This is a genomic window from Eoetvoesiella sp., assembly GCF_035555955.1.
In the GTDB taxonomy this organism is placed as follows: Bacteria; Pseudomonadota; Gammaproteobacteria; order Burkholderiales; family Burkholderiaceae_B; genus Eoetvoesia.
Genome location: NZ_DATMGA010000054.1, coordinates 1 through 16,303 on the forward strand (window position 1 = coordinate 1; position 16,303 = coordinate 16,303).

16 protein-coding genes and 1 riboswitch are annotated in these 16,303 nt (G+C 61.4%); of the genes, 8 read left to right on the forward strand and 8 right to left on the reverse strand.

The annotated features are described in order from the left end of the window. Positions 1–222: transposase (locus VNT00_RS12880; RefSeq protein WP_325586625.1), on the reverse strand; the 222-nt coding region annotated here is incomplete at its 3' end. Positions 223–353: 131 nt separating this feature from the next. Between VNT00_RS12880 and VNT00_RS12885 the strand changes: the two genes are divergently transcribed. Then, positions 354–854, forward strand: a complete 501-nt coding sequence (locus tag VNT00_RS12885; protein WP_325588070.1) for an IS3 family transposase — start codon at positions 354–356, stop codon at positions 852–854. On the opposite strand, the gene VNT00_RS12890 is transcribed toward VNT00_RS12885, so the two are convergent. Both VNT00_RS12890 and VNT00_RS12895 read right to left on the reverse strand, forming a co-directional pair. Further along, the gene (locus VNT00_RS12890) at positions 843–1,139 is read right to left on the reverse strand and encodes a dihydroorotate dehydrogenase (RefSeq protein WP_325588072.1); all 297 of its coding nucleotides are present in this window, start codon (positions 1,137–1,139) and stop codon (positions 843–845) included. The two genes, VNT00_RS12885 and VNT00_RS12890, sit on opposite strands and share 12 nt — an antisense overlap. Next, positions 1,136–2,698 (reverse strand): FAD-dependent oxidoreductase, encoded by a 1,563-nt coding sequence (locus tag VNT00_RS12895; protein WP_325588074.1) that lies wholly within the window; start codon positions 2,696–2,698, stop codon positions 1,136–1,138. The genes VNT00_RS12890 and VNT00_RS12895 overlap by 4 nt, the downstream gene beginning before the upstream one ends. A 257-nt stretch (positions 2,699–2,955) precedes the next feature. Between VNT00_RS12895 and VNT00_RS12900 the strand changes: the two genes are divergently transcribed. Then, on the forward strand, positions 2,956–3,195 hold the full coding sequence (locus VNT00_RS12900) for a hypothetical protein (protein ID WP_325588076.1): 240 nt from the start codon (positions 2,956–2,958) through the stop codon (positions 3,193–3,195). 237 nt (positions 3,196–3,432) lie between these two features. Further along, on the forward strand, positions 3,433–5,724 hold the full coding sequence (locus VNT00_RS12905) for a sulfatase-like hydrolase/transferase (RefSeq protein ID WP_325588078.1): 2,292 nt from the start codon (positions 3,433–3,435) through the stop codon (positions 5,722–5,724). Between the two features lie 101 nt (positions 5,725–5,825). Here the strand turns inward: VNT00_RS12905 and VNT00_RS12910 are convergent, their stop codons facing one another. From VNT00_RS12910 to VNT00_RS12920, 3 genes are read right to left on the reverse strand one after another with little or no spacing between them, the layout of a single operon-like run. Further along, the gene (locus VNT00_RS12910; protein ID WP_325588080.1) at positions 5,826–7,196 is read right to left on the reverse strand and encodes an MFS transporter; all 1,371 of its coding nucleotides are present in this window, start codon (positions 7,194–7,196) and stop codon (positions 5,826–5,828) included. Between the two features lie 13 nt (positions 7,197–7,209). After that, positions 7,210–7,659, reverse strand: coding sequence for a cupin domain-containing protein (locus VNT00_RS12915; RefSeq protein WP_325588082.1), 450 nt, complete (start codon positions 7,657–7,659; stop codon positions 7,210–7,212). After that, positions 7,652–9,361 carry an alkaline phosphatase family protein gene (locus tag VNT00_RS12920; protein ID WP_325588084.1) on the reverse strand — a complete coding sequence of 570 codons (1,710 nt, stop codon included), beginning with the start codon at positions 9,359–9,361 and terminating at the stop codon, positions 7,652–7,654. Before VNT00_RS12920 ends, VNT00_RS12915 begins: the two co-directional genes overlap by 8 nt. 121 nt (positions 9,362–9,482) lie before the next feature. Between VNT00_RS12920 and VNT00_RS12925 the strand changes: the two genes are divergently transcribed. Next, positions 9,483–10,388, forward strand: a complete 906-nt coding sequence (locus VNT00_RS12925; protein WP_325588086.1) for a LysR family transcriptional regulator — start codon at positions 9,483–9,485, stop codon at positions 10,386–10,388. Between the two features lie 63 nt (positions 10,389–10,451). On the opposite strand, the gene gshA is transcribed toward VNT00_RS12925, so the two are convergent. Next, positions 10,452–12,032, reverse strand: a complete 1,581-nt coding sequence (gshA, locus tag VNT00_RS12930; protein ID WP_325588088.1) for a glutamate--cysteine ligase — start codon at positions 12,030–12,032, stop codon at positions 10,452–10,454. Positions 12,033–12,177: 145 nt separating this feature from the next. On the opposite strand from gshA, the gene VNT00_RS12935 reads away from it, so the two are divergent. After that, positions 12,178–12,696 (forward strand): hypothetical protein, encoded by a 519-nt coding sequence (locus tag VNT00_RS12935; protein ID WP_325588090.1) that lies wholly within the window; start codon positions 12,178–12,180, stop codon positions 12,694–12,696. Here the strand turns inward: VNT00_RS12935 and VNT00_RS12940 are convergent. Further along, positions 12,578–12,910: a helix-turn-helix domain-containing protein gene (locus VNT00_RS12940; protein ID WP_325588092.1), complete on the reverse strand. Its 333-nt coding sequence runs from the start codon at positions 12,908–12,910 to the stop codon at positions 12,578–12,580. The genes VNT00_RS12935 and VNT00_RS12940 overlap by 119 nt on opposite strands. Before the next feature lie 131 nt (positions 12,911–13,041). Next, positions 13,042–13,120: riboswitch (SAM riboswitch) on the forward strand. Between VNT00_RS12940 and metX the strand changes: the two genes are divergently transcribed. The 3 genes from metX to VNT00_RS12955 all read left to right on the forward strand — a co-directional run bounded on the left by metX (position 13,110) and on the right by VNT00_RS12955 (position 16,269). Beyond that, positions 13,110–14,357, forward strand: coding sequence for a homoserine O-succinyltransferase MetX (gene metX, locus VNT00_RS12945; RefSeq protein WP_325588094.1), 1,248 nt, complete (start codon positions 13,110–13,112; stop codon positions 14,355–14,357). It overlaps the preceding riboswitch by 11 nt. Next, positions 14,354–15,004, forward strand: coding sequence for a methionine biosynthesis protein MetW (gene metW, locus VNT00_RS12950; RefSeq protein ID WP_325588096.1), 651 nt, complete (start codon positions 14,354–14,356; stop codon positions 15,002–15,004). Before metX ends, metW begins: the two co-directional genes overlap by 4 nt. After that, complete coding sequence (locus tag VNT00_RS12955; RefSeq protein WP_414650937.1) at positions 14,980–16,269, forward strand: muropeptide transporter; 1,290 nt, start codon at positions 14,980–14,982, stop codon at positions 16,267–16,269. The genes metW and VNT00_RS12955 overlap by 25 nt, the downstream gene beginning before the upstream one ends. Positions 16,270–16,303: the final 34 nt, after the last annotated feature.

The window sequence follows — 16,303 nt, forward strand, 5'->3', positions numbered from 1 at the left end:
CCGTTCCTCTGCATACATCTTTTTAAGCCGGGCGTTCTCCGCCTCCAGCTCCTTCATGCGTGACATTAGGCCTGCATCCATGCCGCCGTACTTGGCGCGCCATTTATAGAACGTAGCGCTGCTCATACCGTGCTCTCGGCAAAGCTCTGGCACCGGTGTGCCAGCTTCGGACTGCTTGAGGATGGCAATAATCTGACTGTCGGTAAAGCGTGAGGTCTTCATGCAAAATTTCCTGAATACTGCTATTAGAAAATTCTACCTTTAAGACCGTTCCTTTTCTGGGGGGATTACCGGTCAAGAAGCGAGCTATTGGCTTTAGGCCTCGCATCCAAGCCTTGCCGTCGGTGGCGAGCATGCCTAATGAGCGTTGGTCCACGGACCTGTGCCGCATCTGGGCGGGCCGCGATAACTGGGCAACACTGGCCTTGGTCATTGACTGCCATACTCGTGAATTGCTGGGCTGGCATCTGTCTCGCCGCGGCAAGGCCACAACTGCCGGCAGCGCTCTGGAGCATGCCTTGATAGCCCGATTTGGAACCCTAGGCCGTGTTCCTGAGCCGTTCTTGCTACGGTCAGACAATGGGCTTGTGTTTACCTCTCGCAGCTATACCGCACTGGTGCGCAGCTATGGCCTTCGTCAAGAGTTCATTACGCCCCATTGCCCACAGCAGAATGGCATGGTCGAGCGTGTTATCAGGACGCTTAAAGAACAATGTGCCCATCGGCACCGCTTCGAATCCATACAGCATGCCAGCCGTGTCATTGGCGACTGGATACGCTTTTACAATCACCGGCGCCCACACCAGGCGTTGGCCATGAAAACCCCGGCACAAGCATTTGCATTAGCCGCATGAACTGAGCAAGTTCCGCTGGGTCATTACACCGAAGCCAAGCTGGCCGAGGAAAGGCAGGGAGATGGCATTCTTGTCCATGCCCGCGCCCAGCCCGATGGGGTTGGGAAACTCCAATCCAGCAATGGAGACGGCCAGCCGCTTGTCCTCCAGGCTCAACGCGCGTTCGATCGTTTTGCCCATGATTCCTGTTCGCGCCAGGGCGCCCGCAATGCGCAAAGTGCCCGAGTGGGCGGTCTCGGGAGGGAAATTGAACAGGATTGGACGTATCGCGTATTCGTAGATCACATGCCTTCTCCATGAGTCGCGTTGCGGCCCGCCAGCATGCCCGAGGTGAAGGCCCAGCCCAGGCCATGGCCGTGGCCTGTCAAGGTGAATCCTCCCTGGCCGGCGCCTCCCGCCGCGAACAGTCCTGCAATCGGAGAGCCGTCCTCTTGCAGCACCCTAAGCTGGTCATCGACTTTCAATCCCACCGGCGTCACCAGTATCCATGCGGTGACGGGGCCGAGCGCATAGAAGGGCGCTTGCGCGAGCGGGTGATTCGTGTGCCGGCTGTTCGCTTCGGCAACGGTTTTATGCAGGCTGCCTGCGGGCATGCGTAGAATCTCCGCAAGGGCCTCCAACGTCCGGGCGGTATGAAACAGGTCGGGTCTTGCCTTGCGGTAATCGTCCAGGTAGGCGTATGCCACGCCGGGCGCTGTCGAAATGAAGTGAGGCCATTTCGAAAAGACGGCGGCAAGGCGATGGTCGAAGACAAGGTAGCCAAGCGCTTCTGGTTGCCGGGCCAGCAGCAGGCTGGGGGCGGCGCTCTCATCTCCCGATTCCGCCACTTTGTGGTCGTGCTGGCCGACGTCGTTGACGCGGGGCCCGCTGAGTTCATCGGCAAAGCGTTGGCCGTTCAGGTTCACAAGAAGGGCGCCGTTCTGGAATATCCCTCGGTCGGGAGCGAGCGCGGTAGTCAGGAATTGAAGAACGAAGGGCCTGATCAACGCGGGGGGCGCATGGTCGATGGCCAGTTTTGCCAGCCGCGCCAATGGGGCATAGGGAGGAATCCGCTGGACGAGGTTTTTCCTGGCTGGGGGCAGGAAACGTATATGGGCGAGGCTGGCGGCGCTGAAGTCCCTCCGCGGGACGATATGTGCGCCTATTGTGGCGGCCATTCGATGGCCGTCGCCGGCGCAGACCGGGTTGATTGGCCTGACGCCTTCGAGGCCGGTTGCTGCATAAGCGCGGAGCAACTCGGTATCTCCCGCCACGTCTCCGGAGGCCAGCACCACGGCGCGCCTTGCGGCAATTGTGAACTCTCCCGCGGCATCGCGCGCTTTGACGCCGGTGACGCGGCCTTGCCGGCATACCAGGCTATCCGCCTGGGTGCCGACCATCAGTGAGACGGCTTGCTTGCGGCAATATTTTTCAAGGTGGTGAATGTAAGACCTTGAGCCAGGAATAACCTGATGCAGCCGCGGCTTTTCATGTGGCGGCTGTGGCATGGGCCGAGTAAATACAACACCAATCGATTCCAGCAGATCCACTGTCTCGGCTGCGTGGCTTGTGTAGAGGCTACGCAATTCGGCATTGTCATGCAAGCCCAGCTGAGCGCAGATCGCGGCCAAATCCCGAGCGTGCGCTTCAGGCGAATCCACGACCCCATCTTGTCGTTGCAGCCTTGTTCCGGCAGCCATGATGGAACCTACCGACATCGCCGTCGTTCCACCAAGCACCGAGTCCTTTTCCAGGACGCAAACCTTGCATCCCAGACGTCCTGCCTCGGCGGCGGCAAGCAACCCCGCTCCGCCGCCTCCGACGACGACTACGTCGAATTCCATTTCGCGCGCTGCCAATGCCATTCGTCGTCCCTTTTAATGAAATATTTCATTCTTATTTGCTGGAGGGGGGGATGTTGCTGGAATCAGGCTTCATTCTTTGTGCGTACGGCGTTGTCCGCTGGTTCCAATAAAAAGTGAAATATTTCACTTAATTAGTCATGAAGCGAGAAAGCTTGTCGGAGTTTATTTAATCAGCTTTCCATGGGCGCTACAAGAGAAAACTTTCGAAGCACCGACCCGTCCAGGCCGGTTCGAGCGCCAAGCCCGGCGACAAGGTATTGCACTTCGATGCCACGCCGGGCGATCCCTGTTATGGCATCCTGCAGAACAAGTATTTGCTGGAGCGCGCGGAGCTCAAGGGCTTCAAGAGCGTCATTACGTTCAACGACGATGGCACGTTCACCCATGAGCCGGACCTGATCCTGAGGCTGGCTGCGACCGGCAGGGAAATGCATCATACGGACAAGAACACCCTGCGCCGCGTGAAGGCATATCATCCAGGCGCGGAACACGCCTGATCGTCGCCTCCCGTCCGGCGGCGAAGCCGGGCGTGGGCCGGAACATTCCTGCTTCGTCAGGATATCGTTTTGGTTTTTGTTGATTCTTAAGTTACATGTTGTTTCTTTAATGTTGGGGGTTGTCACGGGAAAGACAAATTGTTACTCTTTTCGTAAAGAAGAGAGGGGGCATCCATGATCAAAAAATTATTCCGGCCAGTATCCGCAGCGGCTTTGGTGGCTACAGCCGTACTATTATTGGCTTCATGTTCCGATGATTCCGGCAGCGGCAAGGTTGCCAAGGGCAAGCCCAACATCCTCTTCGTCGTGCTGGACGACCTGGGCGTCGATCAAATGAAATCCTATGGCTACGGCGGCGCTTCTCCGGCCAGAACGCCCAATATGGACGCCATCGCCCGCGCCGGCGTGCTGTTCCGCAATGCGTGGGCCATGCCCGATTGCACGCCCACCCGGGCCACTTTCTTCACCGGGCGCTATCCGTCCCAAGACAACATCCTGAACGCGCTGGTGGCCACCGACCTGGCCAACTCATCAACGTCGCCCTATGCCATGACGTTGCCCAAGCTGCTGAAAACGCAAGGCTACACCAATGCGCTGATCGGCAAGATGCATCTGACCGGGTCGGACCTGAACGGCTCGTACAACCTGCCTTATGGCTACAACAGCATGTGGAAGCTGGGCTGGGATTATTTCGACGGCTTCCTGGACGGCGCGCCCTACAACATCGATACCCGGGCGGGCCTTACGACCAAGGGCGCCGATGTCGATAGCGGGCCCTATAAGTGCGGTTTCATCCCCACGACCAAAATATCCGGAAGCAATGGCGCCGATTCCGGAGCCTGCTACCTGGCCGACGGCAGTTGCTCGCAAATATCGATAGGCGGCGACGTCGTCACGCCGGGCCGCAGCTGCATGGAGCGCGGCGGCATCCTCGACCCGAACCAGTCGTGCCAGTCCACGGTGCCCAACTATATCGACTTCACGGCGCAAAACGGCTACTACACCGGCCGGTGGGTGAAGAGCACGGCCCAGGGCAACGGCTACGTCATTCCGGCCTCCGACCCTTCCTCGCGCGGCTATCGCAGCATTCTGGAAACCGACCGTGCGCTCGAATGGGCCAAGCAGCAATCCGGCGACAAGCCCTGGATGCTTACCGTGGGTTATTCGGCCATCCATGCGCCGCTGCAGGTGCCGCCAGTATCGCTGATCGCCGACGGCACGCCGGGGCGCAACGACAATCTGGTGTGTTCGCCCCACGCCGACTCGGAGAATACGCCGGTGGCAACGCAGATTACCGACGTGATCGACAGCCACCTCATCACCAACCTCATGATCGAGGCCCTGGACAAGAAGATCGGCGACCTGCTGGTAGGCCTGAACCTGGCCAAGTACAACAGCGACGGCACGCTGGACTACCACCCCGAGCAGACCAACACCGTGGTCGTGGTCATGGGTGATAACGGCACCTACGTGAACAGCGTCAAATTCACCGCGCCGGGCCAGTTCGACCCCACCCGCGCCAAGGCTTCGCCTTATCAGACCGGCGTATGGGTGCCGCTGATGGTGGCAGGCCCCATGGTCGCCTCGCCGGGGCGCGAGGTGCCGTCCATGGTGGGCTCGGTCGACCTGTACAGGCTGTTTGCCGAAATCGCGGGCGCCGACGTCGACAAGGCCATCCCGGCCAACGACCCGATCGACGGGCAGCCCATGCTGGCCTACCTGACCAATCCCGGGCAGGCAAGCATCCGCAGCACCAACTTCACTGAAATGGGCACCAACGAGAGGGCGGTTGACGCAGGTGCAAACGAATATCCCTGCGTGATCCCCGCCGCCAACAACGTCTGCACGACGCTCTTTCCACAAAAGGGGGTTTGCGTGACGCAAGGCGGCATCTGGTACGGCGATAATCTGACCGCCGGCGAAACCGACGACGTTCCCGCAACGGGGTACCACAATTGCTGCCAGGTCCAGGCCTACCGCCTGGCCCACGGGAACGAGGGCACCACCTTCCTGCCTTACGCCACCAAGGCAGTCACGGATGGTACCTACAAGCTGGTGCGCCAGACGCGCAACGAGTGCGTGCCGGCCATGGGCACCGCCGCGGATCCCGTCGATTACAGCTACAGCCCCACCGGCTACGACGTCAAGGACGAGTTCTACCAGATCGACACTGCCACCCCCAATCCCAAGCTGGACAAGGAAGGCAGCGAGTTGGTGGCGATAACCACGCCGCCTTTGGATACGTCGTCGCTGACCGGCGAGCAGCAGCAGGCCTACGCCAACCTTAGGTCCGAAATGGACAAGCACGATGCCGTGGCCAGTTACAACGCGAACTACGACAGCGTCAATTGCCCCGGCGACGGCAACCGCGACCGGGTGGTGGATGCCAAGGACCTGGCCAACTGGAAGGAACTCAGCCAACTGAACAATGGCCAATCGAGCTGGTACGACTTCAACCACGACGGCAAGACGGACGACGCGGATCGGCAGATCATCGCGAACAATATGGGCAAGACCTGCAGCAGCTAGGACGGGTTTGCGGTTCGCCCTGAATCAAGACCATACAGTGTGGCAGCCGGCGTCGTGCGGGCATGGAGCCAAGCACGACGCAGCGGTCCGCCTTTCTGGCGTTAGCGGTCAACAGCCGCGTGCCGTTGCAGCCGTTCGCAAGCCTGCTCGGGGTTGATCCACCAGACGGCGGCGATGCCGGCGACCAGCAACAGCAGGCCTGTCAGCGTAAAGGCGCTCCCCAGCCCCTGGGCCAGCAAGGCGGTATTGTTGCCAATGGCTGTGGCTTTTGCCGCGCCGTATCCGGCCTGCTGGACCAGCCATCCGACCACGGCGGGGGCGATCACCCCTCCAATGGACGCAATCCCGACCAAGGTCGATATGACGATGGCCCGCTGGGTTGGATTGACGGCGAACGCAATGGCGGTTGGCGCCATTGGGAATACCAGGAACGCACCCCAGCCGACAGTCATGGCGGCTATGGCTTGCAATCCAGAAGTATGCGGCAACAGCAGCAGGCAGATTCCGGAGACCGCCAGCGAGCCGCCGAACAGCCCGCCCACCGCCCAGCGGGCGGTGACGCCGTTGCGCATGAGATGGCGTCCCAAAAAGCCCAGGCCGACCAGCAGCAGCGTGCCGAACAGCCATGGCAGTGCATAGATGAGCCCCACCTGCGACTGTTCTATCTTCAATACGCCGCCGATGTATTGCGGCACCCAGGTTGTCATGGCTCCTTGCGCCCAGAAGCAGGTAAAGCCGGCTGCCATGGCGATCAGCCACGACCTGCAGGTAAAAACTCGCCATAGAGGCACGGCTTTGAGCTTCTCGGTGGCCGAGGTGGTGATGGCCATGCCTTCGCTGCCTGCGTTGGCGCATTGGTAGGGGCCGTCGCGGCCTACGAATAGCCAGGCTATGCTCCATACCAGGCCGGCGAAGCCAAGGAATACGAAGGCCCACCGCCAGCCCAGGGATGGCGAGGCAATAATCCATGACAAGGCGGGGGCGGCTATGGCCGCGCCCACGGTTGGTCCGATGGCGATCAGATTGCTGGGGAGGGCGCGTTCGTGCGCGGGAAACCAGTGATGGGTGGCATGCAAGGCCACCGGCAGCGCGGGGCCTTCGCCGGCGCCGAGAATGATGCGGCTGGCTAGAAGGACGGCGGCGCCTCCCGAAAGCAAGGGAAACTGGGCGGCGGCCCAGATCAGCGCCAGAACCAGAATCAGCCAGCGGCTCGACACGCGGCTGGCGATGGCGCCGACCACGATGGCGCTCAGGCTGAACAGAAAGAAGAAGCTGCTGCCTATGAAGCCGAACTGCACCGGCGTGAGTCCCAGCTCTGCCATGGCCGGTTTGGCCACCAGTCCCAGGACGGCCTTGTCGCCGAAGTTCAGAATCATGAATCCGGTGAGCATCGCCGTAACCAGCCAGGCTCTGCCGCGTACGGATAACTGGATTGCATTGGCCGGTGTAACGGCATTCGATAGAGTCGTCATCGTGCTACTCCACTCAGGCCGCTGCCGATACGGGAGGGTAGAACAGGACGTCGTATTCGCGCGCTACCTGTACTACCTCGGCCGGATTGGACATATTGTGGATGCGGCGATAAAGCTCCAGCAGCCTGCCGGTCGGGGCTGCCCAGAAGAGGGCGGTGACGGGGTCTCCCGAGTTATTGAAGAACGCATGAGGCAGGCCGCGTGGCATGCGAACGAGGTCTCCCGAGGAGGCGGACGTCTTCTTCCCATCAAGCAGCAGGTCGATGCGGCCGTCCAGCACGAAAATGTATTCGTCTTGCTTCGGATGCATGTGTGGTGGCACGAAAGTTTCTACGGGGAACGTTGCGTGCCACGCAAAACAGTCGTCGCTGACTTGTTTGGGCACATAGACTTGCCCCAGGATATTCCAGGATACGCCGTCGATGCCGGTGTGGTTGCGGGTAATGTCGGGGGTTTCATGCATTTTCTTTGTCTCCTTGTAGTGTCGCCAGTCGATTCAATGTCTCTGTCACCAGGGGGTTGGTCGAGGCGAACCGCGGCTTGAACTGCTGGCGCGCCTGCGCCAGATCTTCTTCGTCCCAGTAGCCGATCAAGATGCCGCCTTCGGAAATCCGGGGCTGCACCTCGGTCGATTCAATAGCTCCGTCGGGAACCGTGACGCGCTGGCGCGGCTGGCGGGCCCAGCGAAATAGGGCTTCGTGCAAACGCGCGCGCACTGCGACATGCTCGTCCAGGGGCGAGGCGCCCAGATCGATGAACTCGTGGGGGTCGGACTGCAGGTCGAACAGCAAAGGCCGGTAGTTCTCGGCGATGACGTATTTCCAGCGGCCATCGAAGATCATCCGCAGCCAGGCGTCGCGCGGTTTCGTGCCTAGTTCTATGCGCGAGTCCTGGAAGGCATAGTCGTATTCGCAGACGACCTCTTTGCGCCAGTCGGCGGGCCGGTTGCCGAACAGCAGCGGCCGCAGCGAGCGCCCGTCGATGACATGAGGTACGGGCGGCCCCCCGTAGACATCGAGGAAAGTGGGGGCCAGGTCGACGGCTTCCACCAGTGCATCGCAGCGCGTGCCGCGTGTGGCGTCGGCGCGCGAGTCCGGGTCGTAAATAATCAGGGGCGCTCGGATGACCGGCTCGTGAAAGAAGTCTTTCTCCCCCATCCAGTGGTCGCCCATATAGTCGCCGTGGTCCGAGGTGAACACTATCATGGTCGTGTCCATGAGCCCGCGCTCTTCGAGGAAGGCAAACAGCAGGCCGAGCTGGTCGTCGATCTGCTTGATAAGGCCCATATAGCCCGGCATGACTGCATCGCGTACGCCGTCCCGCGAGAATGTGCGCGAGACACGATGGTTCATCATGGCGCCGTATACCGGATGCGGGTCATTGCGTTCGCTTTCGGACCGCACGACGGGCAGCGCGTCTTCGGGCTTGTACATGGTGGCGTAGGGTGCCGGCACGATGTACGGCCAGTGCGGCTTGATGTAGGAAAGATGCAGGCACCATGGCTGTTCTCCGGCTTCGGCGATGAAGTCCATGGCGCGGCGCGTGATGTAGGGAGTTTCCGAGTGCTCGTCGGGAATGAGCGCGGGCCGGTTCGAGTACTTCAGGAACCAGCCGGAACGGATGTTGCCGTCATCGTCCTTGGTCGAGTTGGCCCAGCTTTCCCAAGGATTGTCGCCGCCGAAGCCGTTTTGGCGCAGGTAGTCGTTGTATGAAGGGTCGGGGTCGTGGCCGGAATAGGGATGAATGCCGTCGTCCCGTTCGTAGGGGTCGAATCCGCATTCCGAGATGCGCACGCCTATGGGCGACTCGGGGTCGATGCCCAGGCGCGACATGCCGGCCAGGTCGGCGCGCATATGGGTCTTGCCGACCAGTACAGATCGTACGCCCAGCGGGCGCAAATGATCGCCGATGGTCATTTCGCCTGCCTTGAGCGGCACGAAATTCCAGCTTGCGCCGTGTGAATGCACATAGCGGCCTGTGTAATAGCTCATGCGGGACGGTCCGCACACGGGCGATTGCACATAGGCCCTCTCGAAGAGCATGCCGCGTTCGGCCAGCGCGTCGAGGTGCGGGGTTTTCAGCGTGGGGTGGCCGAAGCACGACAAGTGGTCTGCGCGCAACTGGTCACACATGATGAAGAGAATGTTCTTTACAGAGCGGGTCATAGTCTCCTCCGCAATTTGTTGAATGTGTTTTTTTATGGACCGATTTTAGGAGGCTGCTCATGCGGGCAGTAGTGCATTATTTTGATATCGATTACCATGGGTTATCACCTGGGAGCCCGTTATGCGCTTGCAACACATGCACCTGCTTTTGACGCTTGCCGAGACCGGAAGCCTGCGCGCGGCGGCGGAAGTTCTTAATGTCACCCAGCCGGCGCTCAGCAAATCCCTGCGGCAGCTTGAAGAGGAATTCGGCACGGCTCTTGTGCTGCGCAGTGCCAAGGGTGTGCGGTTGGCCCCGGCCGGCGAACTGGTGGCCGCCCGCGCGGCTTCCGTTGTGCGCGAGCTGGCCCGCGCCAAAGAAGAAGTGGATTGGCATTTGCGGCACGCGACCGCATTGGTGACCATGGGCCTGTCTCCCGCGGCGGCAATCCTTCTTGCGCCGGGAGCCATCGCGCGGTTCAGCGCGCGGTGGCCTCAGGTGCGGCTGCGCATGCGAGACGCGCTTTACCCATTTGCACTGCGGCAGTTGCGAGCGGGCGAACTCGACTTGGCGATCGGCCCGCTGCCGGTCGAAGGGGTCGGCCCCGACCTCGTTGTCCAGCCTTTGTTTGACAGCCAGGACGTTATTGCCGCGCGGCGGGGCCACCCTTTATCGAAAGCAAAGCGACTGAAAGATCTGGTCGATGCGTCGTGGGTGCTGACCGGCCCTTCAGGCGGCCCGGGCGATCCGGTCCGGCTGCGTTTCGAAGCCTTTGGCCTTGCAACACCCAAAGTTCGCTTGGAGTGCGAGTCGTTCTCGACATTGCTGGGATTGATGCCGCGCCTGAACGTGGTGGGAATCATGCCGCGCGGCTTCTTTGATCGCTATGGCCCGCGGACGGATCTGATAGATCTGCCTATCGAGGATCCCTTGCCGAATACGACAATTCATATCGTGACACGGGCGGACGCGCCCCTTACTTTGCCGGCGCGGCGCTTGCTCGATGCTTTCTTGCAAGAAGCGCGCGAAATGCGCTCCGCTTCATGATGCGGCAGTCGCTATCCGGTCTGGGGCGCCCAGCTCGTGCGTTTCCCGGAGTGGGCCGGGCGATCAAGAGTGCACGGTCGATACGGGGTTTTTCAGGCCGGCGTGGTAGCGGGCCACGTATTCGTCGAAGCTTTCGGTGTCGCTTTGTTCGATTTGCAGCTGGGTCCGCAGCGATTGGGCCGCATCGCTCATGAATTGTTCCTGCACCGCGGCGCCCAGGGGCTTGGCGCGCAGCCACTCGTGGTGGGCGCGGCTTTGGCGCAGCGTGTAGTCGTGCAGGCCTATGCCTTCGTCGCGCAGGTGTTGCAGCAACTGGGCGGAAGGCGTGGCTTCGGGGTTCGAGACTTTGGGATGCTGCGCAAGCACTGCCTGCACGTGGTTTTGCCCGCCGTAGGTGGCGTCGAGCAGGTCGGCGTAGGGCAGCATGCCTTCGAGGATTTCGCTGGCCCAGTCCATTAGGCTGATGGGCTTGTTGCTTTTGACGAGCGCCAGCCCAGGCTTGCGCCCCATTTTCGCCACCAGGCCGAAGTTGTCCTGGCTGTCGTGGCAAAAGCCGTTCTGGGGGAAGAAGGGGCTGTCTTCCACGGCACAGAACAGCAGGAAGGCGTCCATGAAGTGGCTGGTCTGCGCCGTGATGCCGGTGGGGGCGGCGGGGTCGATGTCGAGGCAGCGCACCTCGATGTACTGCACGCCGCGCGCGGCCAGCGCCGTCGAAGGCCTTTCGCAGCGTTCGGTGGTGCGTTTGGGGCGGATGCTGGAGTAGTACTCGTTTTCGATTTGCAGCAGATTGGTATTGAGCTGGATCCATTCGCCGTTGCGGTGCGTGCCCAGGGCCTGGTAGGGCGGCCAGGGCGTGGTTACCGCCACGTACAGCCGGCTCAGGAAGGTTTCGATGTCGTTGTAGCAAAGCTCGAGGTCGGACTGGGCCTTGTTGTTGTAGCCCAGGTCGCTCATGCGCAGGCTGGTGGCATACGGCAGGTACAGCGTGTCGTCGTCCAGTGTCGACAGGTCGTGGGTGACGCCTTCCAGGAACCTGGCCGAGACGGCGGGCGAGTTGCCGAACAAATACATGAGCAGCCAGGAATACCGCGTGAAATTGCGGATGAGGGCCATATAGCCCTTGGAGCGCTTTTCTTCCTGGGTGGCGCCTTCGGTATCGAGGATGTCCCAGAATTCGTCGGGCACGGAAAAGTTGTAGTGCACGCCCGCGATGCATTGCATAGCCTTGCCGTAGCGTTCGGCCAGGCCGCGCCGGTACACGTGCTTGAGCATGCCGGTGTTCGACCTGCCGTACCAGGCGATGGGGATGTCGGCCTCGGCCGGCAGGTGGGCCGGCATGGATTGGTTCCAGATGATTTCGCCTTTGAGCTGGCTGGCAACGAACCGGTGCACGTCTTCGAGCTCGCTCAGCAGCGAGGGCACTGTGGCGTGCGTGCCGGTTATGAGCTCGAGCAATGCTTCGGAATAGTCGGTGGTGATGCGCGGATTGGTAAGCGCGCTGCCCAGCGCCGACGGATGCGGCGTGGCGGCCAGCAGCCCCTGAGCATCCACCCGCAAGCCTTCTTTTTCAATGCCGCGTAATATTCTGGCCAGCACAGGAAGGTGCGAGCGCAGTACGGAATGGCGTTGGGTGCGTTGTGTCATGCGGGTGTCTTTTCAAAGGTATCGCTGCGAATTTTACCCGACACCTTAAAATACGCGCACAATTTATTGCATGCACATCGTTCGCAAGCCTGATCCGCTGGCCGGCGCTTTGCAGGGCGGGTGCTGAACGTGAAAAAGGATAGCCATGGCGCGGTTTGCCTGTTTGATGATCTTGGTGCTGGGGCTGCTGGCGGGGTGCTCGCCGGAGTACAACTGGCGCCAGGTGCCGGTGGCCGGCGGCATGGTCCGGGCGACTTTCCCGGACAAGCCGGAAACTGCGAAACGCAGCTTGAACTTTGCGGGCCATGCGGTCGAGTTCACCTTGACGGCCGCCACGGTGAACGGGGCCGTGTTTGCGGTCGGATACGCGCCGCTGCCCGCCGCCCTCGCGGATGATGAGGCGGCGCGCACCAAAATGGGGCAGACGGTCATGGCTTCGTTCTATCAGAACCTGGGCGCGGAAATTCCCGCCGAACTGCCGGCTTTCGGCGAAGCTTTTGAAATTATGGGCAAGGATGCGGGCAAGGGGGCGATGCGGTTGCAGGCTATGACTTGGGTGCTGCCGCATGCGCTGGTCGAGGGAATGGTGACGGCTCGTGCAGACGCATTTCCGGAGTCGCAGGCGCGGGAGTTTTTGAAGGCGCTGGCGGCGGGTGTCCGGTAATGTTTGGCAGCATGCCGGCGCGGAGCAGGGCGGTGATGGCCGCCTGGCGGCTGTGCACCTGCAGCTTCTTGCAGGCATTATGGATATGAAAGTTTACGGTGCGTTCGGTCAACCCAAGTATGACGCCCATTTCCCAGCTTGTTTTACCAATGGCGGCCCAGCCAAGACATGTCAATTCCCTGGGGGTTAGGGTCTTCATCAGTAGTGTCTCCATAGTATTGATATGCTTGTGGTTGTTTTACTATTTATGAATGAATGTATCAATTATTGCCAGGAAGGTAAAACGGGCAAGGACAATTCCATGTCCGGGGTGTAACAACAGAAAGTGATAAAATGCAGCTTCGTGATTCCTATAGCGCCGATTTGCTTGATCTGCTTGCGGGCGCCTCATAAATCCAGCTAAAGAGGTCCTTATGGTCCAGTCAACAACCTATTCCGAGCCCGGCGCCGCCAACCCGGACACCGCTTCCGGCAGCATCGTTCCCACCGGCTCCGTCGGCATTGTCTCCCCCCGCACCATCGCGTTCCACGAGCCCCTGCCTCTGGCCAGCGGCCAAGTGCTGCCCAGCTACGAGCTGGCGGTCGAAACCTACGGCACGCTGAACGCCGATTGCAGCAATGCCGTGCTGGTTTGCCATGCCCTGAATGCCTCGCACCATGTGGCGGGGATTTCCGCCTCCAATCCCAAGGATATCGGCTGGTGGGACAATATGGTGGGTCCTGGCAAGGCCGTCGATACCGAAAGGTTCTTCGTCATCGGCGTGAACAATATCGGCTCGTGCTTCGGCTCGACCGGGCCGGCCAGCATCAACCCGGCCACCGGCAGGCCGTGGGGGGCGGGGTTCCCCATACTTACCGTGCGCGATTGGGTCGATGCCCAGGTGCGGCTGGCCGATCATTTCGGCATACGCAAGTTCGCCGCCGTCATGGGCGGGTCGCTGGGGGGCATGCAAGCCCTGGGATGGGCCGTCAGTTGCCCCGACCGGGTGGGGCATTGCGTGGTCGTGGCCAGCACCCCGCGATTGACGGCGCAGAACATTGCCTTCAACGAAGTGGCGCGCCGCGCCATCATCAGCGATCCCGATTTTCACGGCGGCGATTATTACGCCTACGACACCGTGCCCAAGCGGGGCCTGTCGGTGGCGCGCATGCTGGCTCATATTACGTATTTGTCCGACGACGACATGGACGAGCGGTTCGGCCGCAATCAGCGCGCGCCCGCGGAAAACGGCGAATACCACTACGGGTATGACGTCGAATTCGAGGTCGAGTCCTATCTGCGTTACCAGGGCGAAAAATTCTCCACGTATTTCGACGCCAATACGTATTTGCTGATCACCCGCGCGCTCGATTATTTCGATCCCGCCCGCCATTACGGCGGCGACCTGGCCCAGGCGCTCAGCGTGGCGCAGGCCGAGTTCCTGGTCGTGTCGTTCGGCACCGACTGGCGTTTTCCCCCGGCACGGTCGCGCGAAATCGTCAGCGCCCTGCTCAAGAGCAAGCGGGCCGTCACGTATGCCGAGATCGATGCGCCGCACGGCCACGATGCCTTCTTGCTGGACGACGCCCGCTACCATGCCGTGGTACAGGGCTATTACGACCAGATCGCGGCCAAGCTCGGCTTGCCCGAGCGCCAGTCCACCACAGGAGTCCTGGCATGAGCACCTTGTCCGCCTCCAAGCCCGCCAATACCGCGCGTGGCGCCATTCGTCAGGACCTGGTGCGCATAGCCAGCTGGATCGAGCCGAACACCCGGGTTCTGGACCTGGGTTGCGCCGACGGCACGCTGCTGGCGTATTTGCGCGACCATAAAAACGTCGATGGAGTTGGCGTCGAACTGGATGACGAGCGGGTCATCGCATCGGTGCGCCGCGGCGTGCGGGTCATCCAGCAGAACCTGGAAGAGGGCCTGGCGCTGTTCGACGGCATGCAGTTCGATTCGGTGGTGCTGTCGCAAACCCTGCAGTCCATGCATCGCACCGAGCACATCCTGCGCGAAATGGCCAGGGTTGCGCGCTTCGGCATTGTGTCCTTTCCCAATTTCGGCTATTGGCCGCATGGCTGGTCCATTCTGCGCGGGCATATGCCGGTCACGGGCGAAATGCCCTATCAGTGGTACAACACGCCCAACATCCATTTGTGTACGCTGAAGGACTTCCAGGATCTGGCGGCCTCGCTGGATTTGCGCATTACGCACCTGGCAACCTTCAATGACGACCGCGAGGTCAAGTTCCTGCCGGGCTGGCGCAGCACGCTGGCGGTGTACCGGTTTGAATCCCCCAATTGGGTCGAGGGCAAAAGGAGCTGATCATCGTATCGCCGTCCAACGTCTATGCCAGTCCGCGAGTCATCCCTTTATTGATCCTGGGTTTTGCCAGCGGCCTGCCGCTGGCTCTCACCAGCGGAACCCTGCAGGCCTGGGCCACGGTATCCAACGTCTCTTTGCAGAACATCGGTTTTCTGACCTTGGTCGGCACCGCCTATACGCTCAAGTTCCTGTGGGCTCCGCTGGTCGACCGGTATGCGCCGCCCATACTCGGGCGGCGGCGCGGCTGGATTCTGATTTGCCAGGTGTTGCTGGCCCTTGCGATCGCCGCCATGGGCTTTTTCTCGCCTTCGACCGAGCTGGCGTGGCTGGCGGTATTGGCGGTGGTGGTAGCGTTCTTGTCCGCCACGCAGGATATCGCCTTCGACGCCTACAGCACGGACGTGCTGCACGACAGCGAGCGCGCGGCCGGGGCGGCGGTCAAGGTCATGGGCTACCGGATCGCCATGATCGTGTCGGGCGGGCTGGCGCTGGTGCTGGCCGGAACCTGGCTCGGCTGGCGCTACACCTACGTGCTCATGGGTATGTTCATGTTGCTGTGCACGCTGGCCACGCTGCTGGCGCCGGAACCCGAGGTCGCGGCCAAGGCGCCCCGCACGCTGGCCCTGGCTGTCGTCGAGCCGCTGTCGGAGTTCTTCAGCCGCCGCGGCGCCGTGCTCATCCTGCTGCTGATCGTCCTGTACAAGCTGGGCGACGCCTTTGCGGGGGCGCTGTCCACGACCTTCCTGATTCGCGGCGCGGGCTTCAGCCCCGAAGAAGTCGGCATGGTCAACAAGATCTTCGGGCTGATCGCCACCATCGGGGGGGCGCTGGCGGGCGGCTCCATCATGGCGCGCCTGGGCCTGTACCGGTCGCTGATGATATTCGGCATTTTGCAGGCCGTTTCCAATTTCGGGTATTGGGTGCTGGCGGTGACGCCGCCCCATATCTACTCGATGGGGCTGGTGGTGGCTTTCGAGAACATTTGCGGCGGCCTGGGCACGGCGGCTTTCGTTGCCCTGCTGATGGCATTGTGCAAGCAGGAATTTTCGGCGACCCAGTTCGCCTTGTTGTCGGCCCTGTCCGCGGTGGGCCGCACCTACCTGGCCGGGCCGTTCACGCCGCCGCTGGTCGAAAGCCTGGGGTGGCCCGCCTTCTTCGTGGCGACCGTGTTCATCGGCGCGCCGGGCCTGCTGCTGCTGTGGTGGAAGCGGGCTGAAATACACAGCCTGGACTCCTCCGGGGAAGAGACCGCGGTCCAGTCCTGATTTCTTCAAAATGGTTGACAAGCGATAAGGCGGG

What these genes read in the sequence shown, in the direction of transcription:
- VNT00_RS12915 (WP_325588082.1), bottom strand. Translation starts at nt 7,659, where the DNA reads ATGCATGAAACCCCCGACATTACCCGCAACCACACCGGCATCGACGGC.
- gshA (WP_325588088.1), bottom strand. Translation starts at nt 12,032, where the DNA reads ATGACACAACGCACCCAACGCCATTCCGTACTGCGCTCGCACCTTCCT.
- VNT00_RS12940 (WP_325588092.1), bottom strand. Translation starts at nt 12,910, where the DNA reads ATGGAGACACTACTGATGAAGACCCTAACCCCCAGGGAATTGACATGT.
- metW (WP_325588096.1), top strand. Translation starts at nt 14,354, where the DNA reads ATGAGCACCTTGTCCGCCTCCAAGCCCGCCAATACCGCGCGTGGCGCC.
- VNT00_RS12895 (WP_325588074.1), bottom strand. Translation starts at nt 2,698, where the DNA reads ATGGCATTGGCAGCGCGCGAAATGGAATTCGACGTAGTCGTCGTCGGA.
- VNT00_RS12920 (WP_325588084.1), bottom strand. Translation starts at nt 9,361, where the DNA reads ATGACCCGCTCTGTAAAGAACATTCTCTTCATCATGTGTGACCAGTTG.
- VNT00_RS12925 (WP_325588086.1), top strand. Translation starts at nt 9,483, where the DNA reads ATGCGCTTGCAACACATGCACCTGCTTTTGACGCTTGCCGAGACCGGA.
- VNT00_RS12910 (WP_325588080.1), bottom strand. Translation starts at nt 7,196, where the DNA reads ATGACGACTCTATCGAATGCCGTTACACCGGCCAATGCAATCCAGTTA.
- VNT00_RS12935 (WP_325588090.1), top strand. Translation starts at nt 12,178, where the DNA reads ATGGCGCGGTTTGCCTGTTTGATGATCTTGGTGCTGGGGCTGCTGGCG.
- metX (WP_325588094.1), top strand. Translation starts at nt 13,110, where the DNA reads ATGGTCCAGTCAACAACCTATTCCGAGCCCGGCGCCGCCAACCCGGAC.
- VNT00_RS12885 (WP_325588070.1), top strand. Translation starts at nt 354, where the DNA reads ATGCCTAATGAGCGTTGGTCCACGGACCTGTGCCGCATCTGGGCGGGC.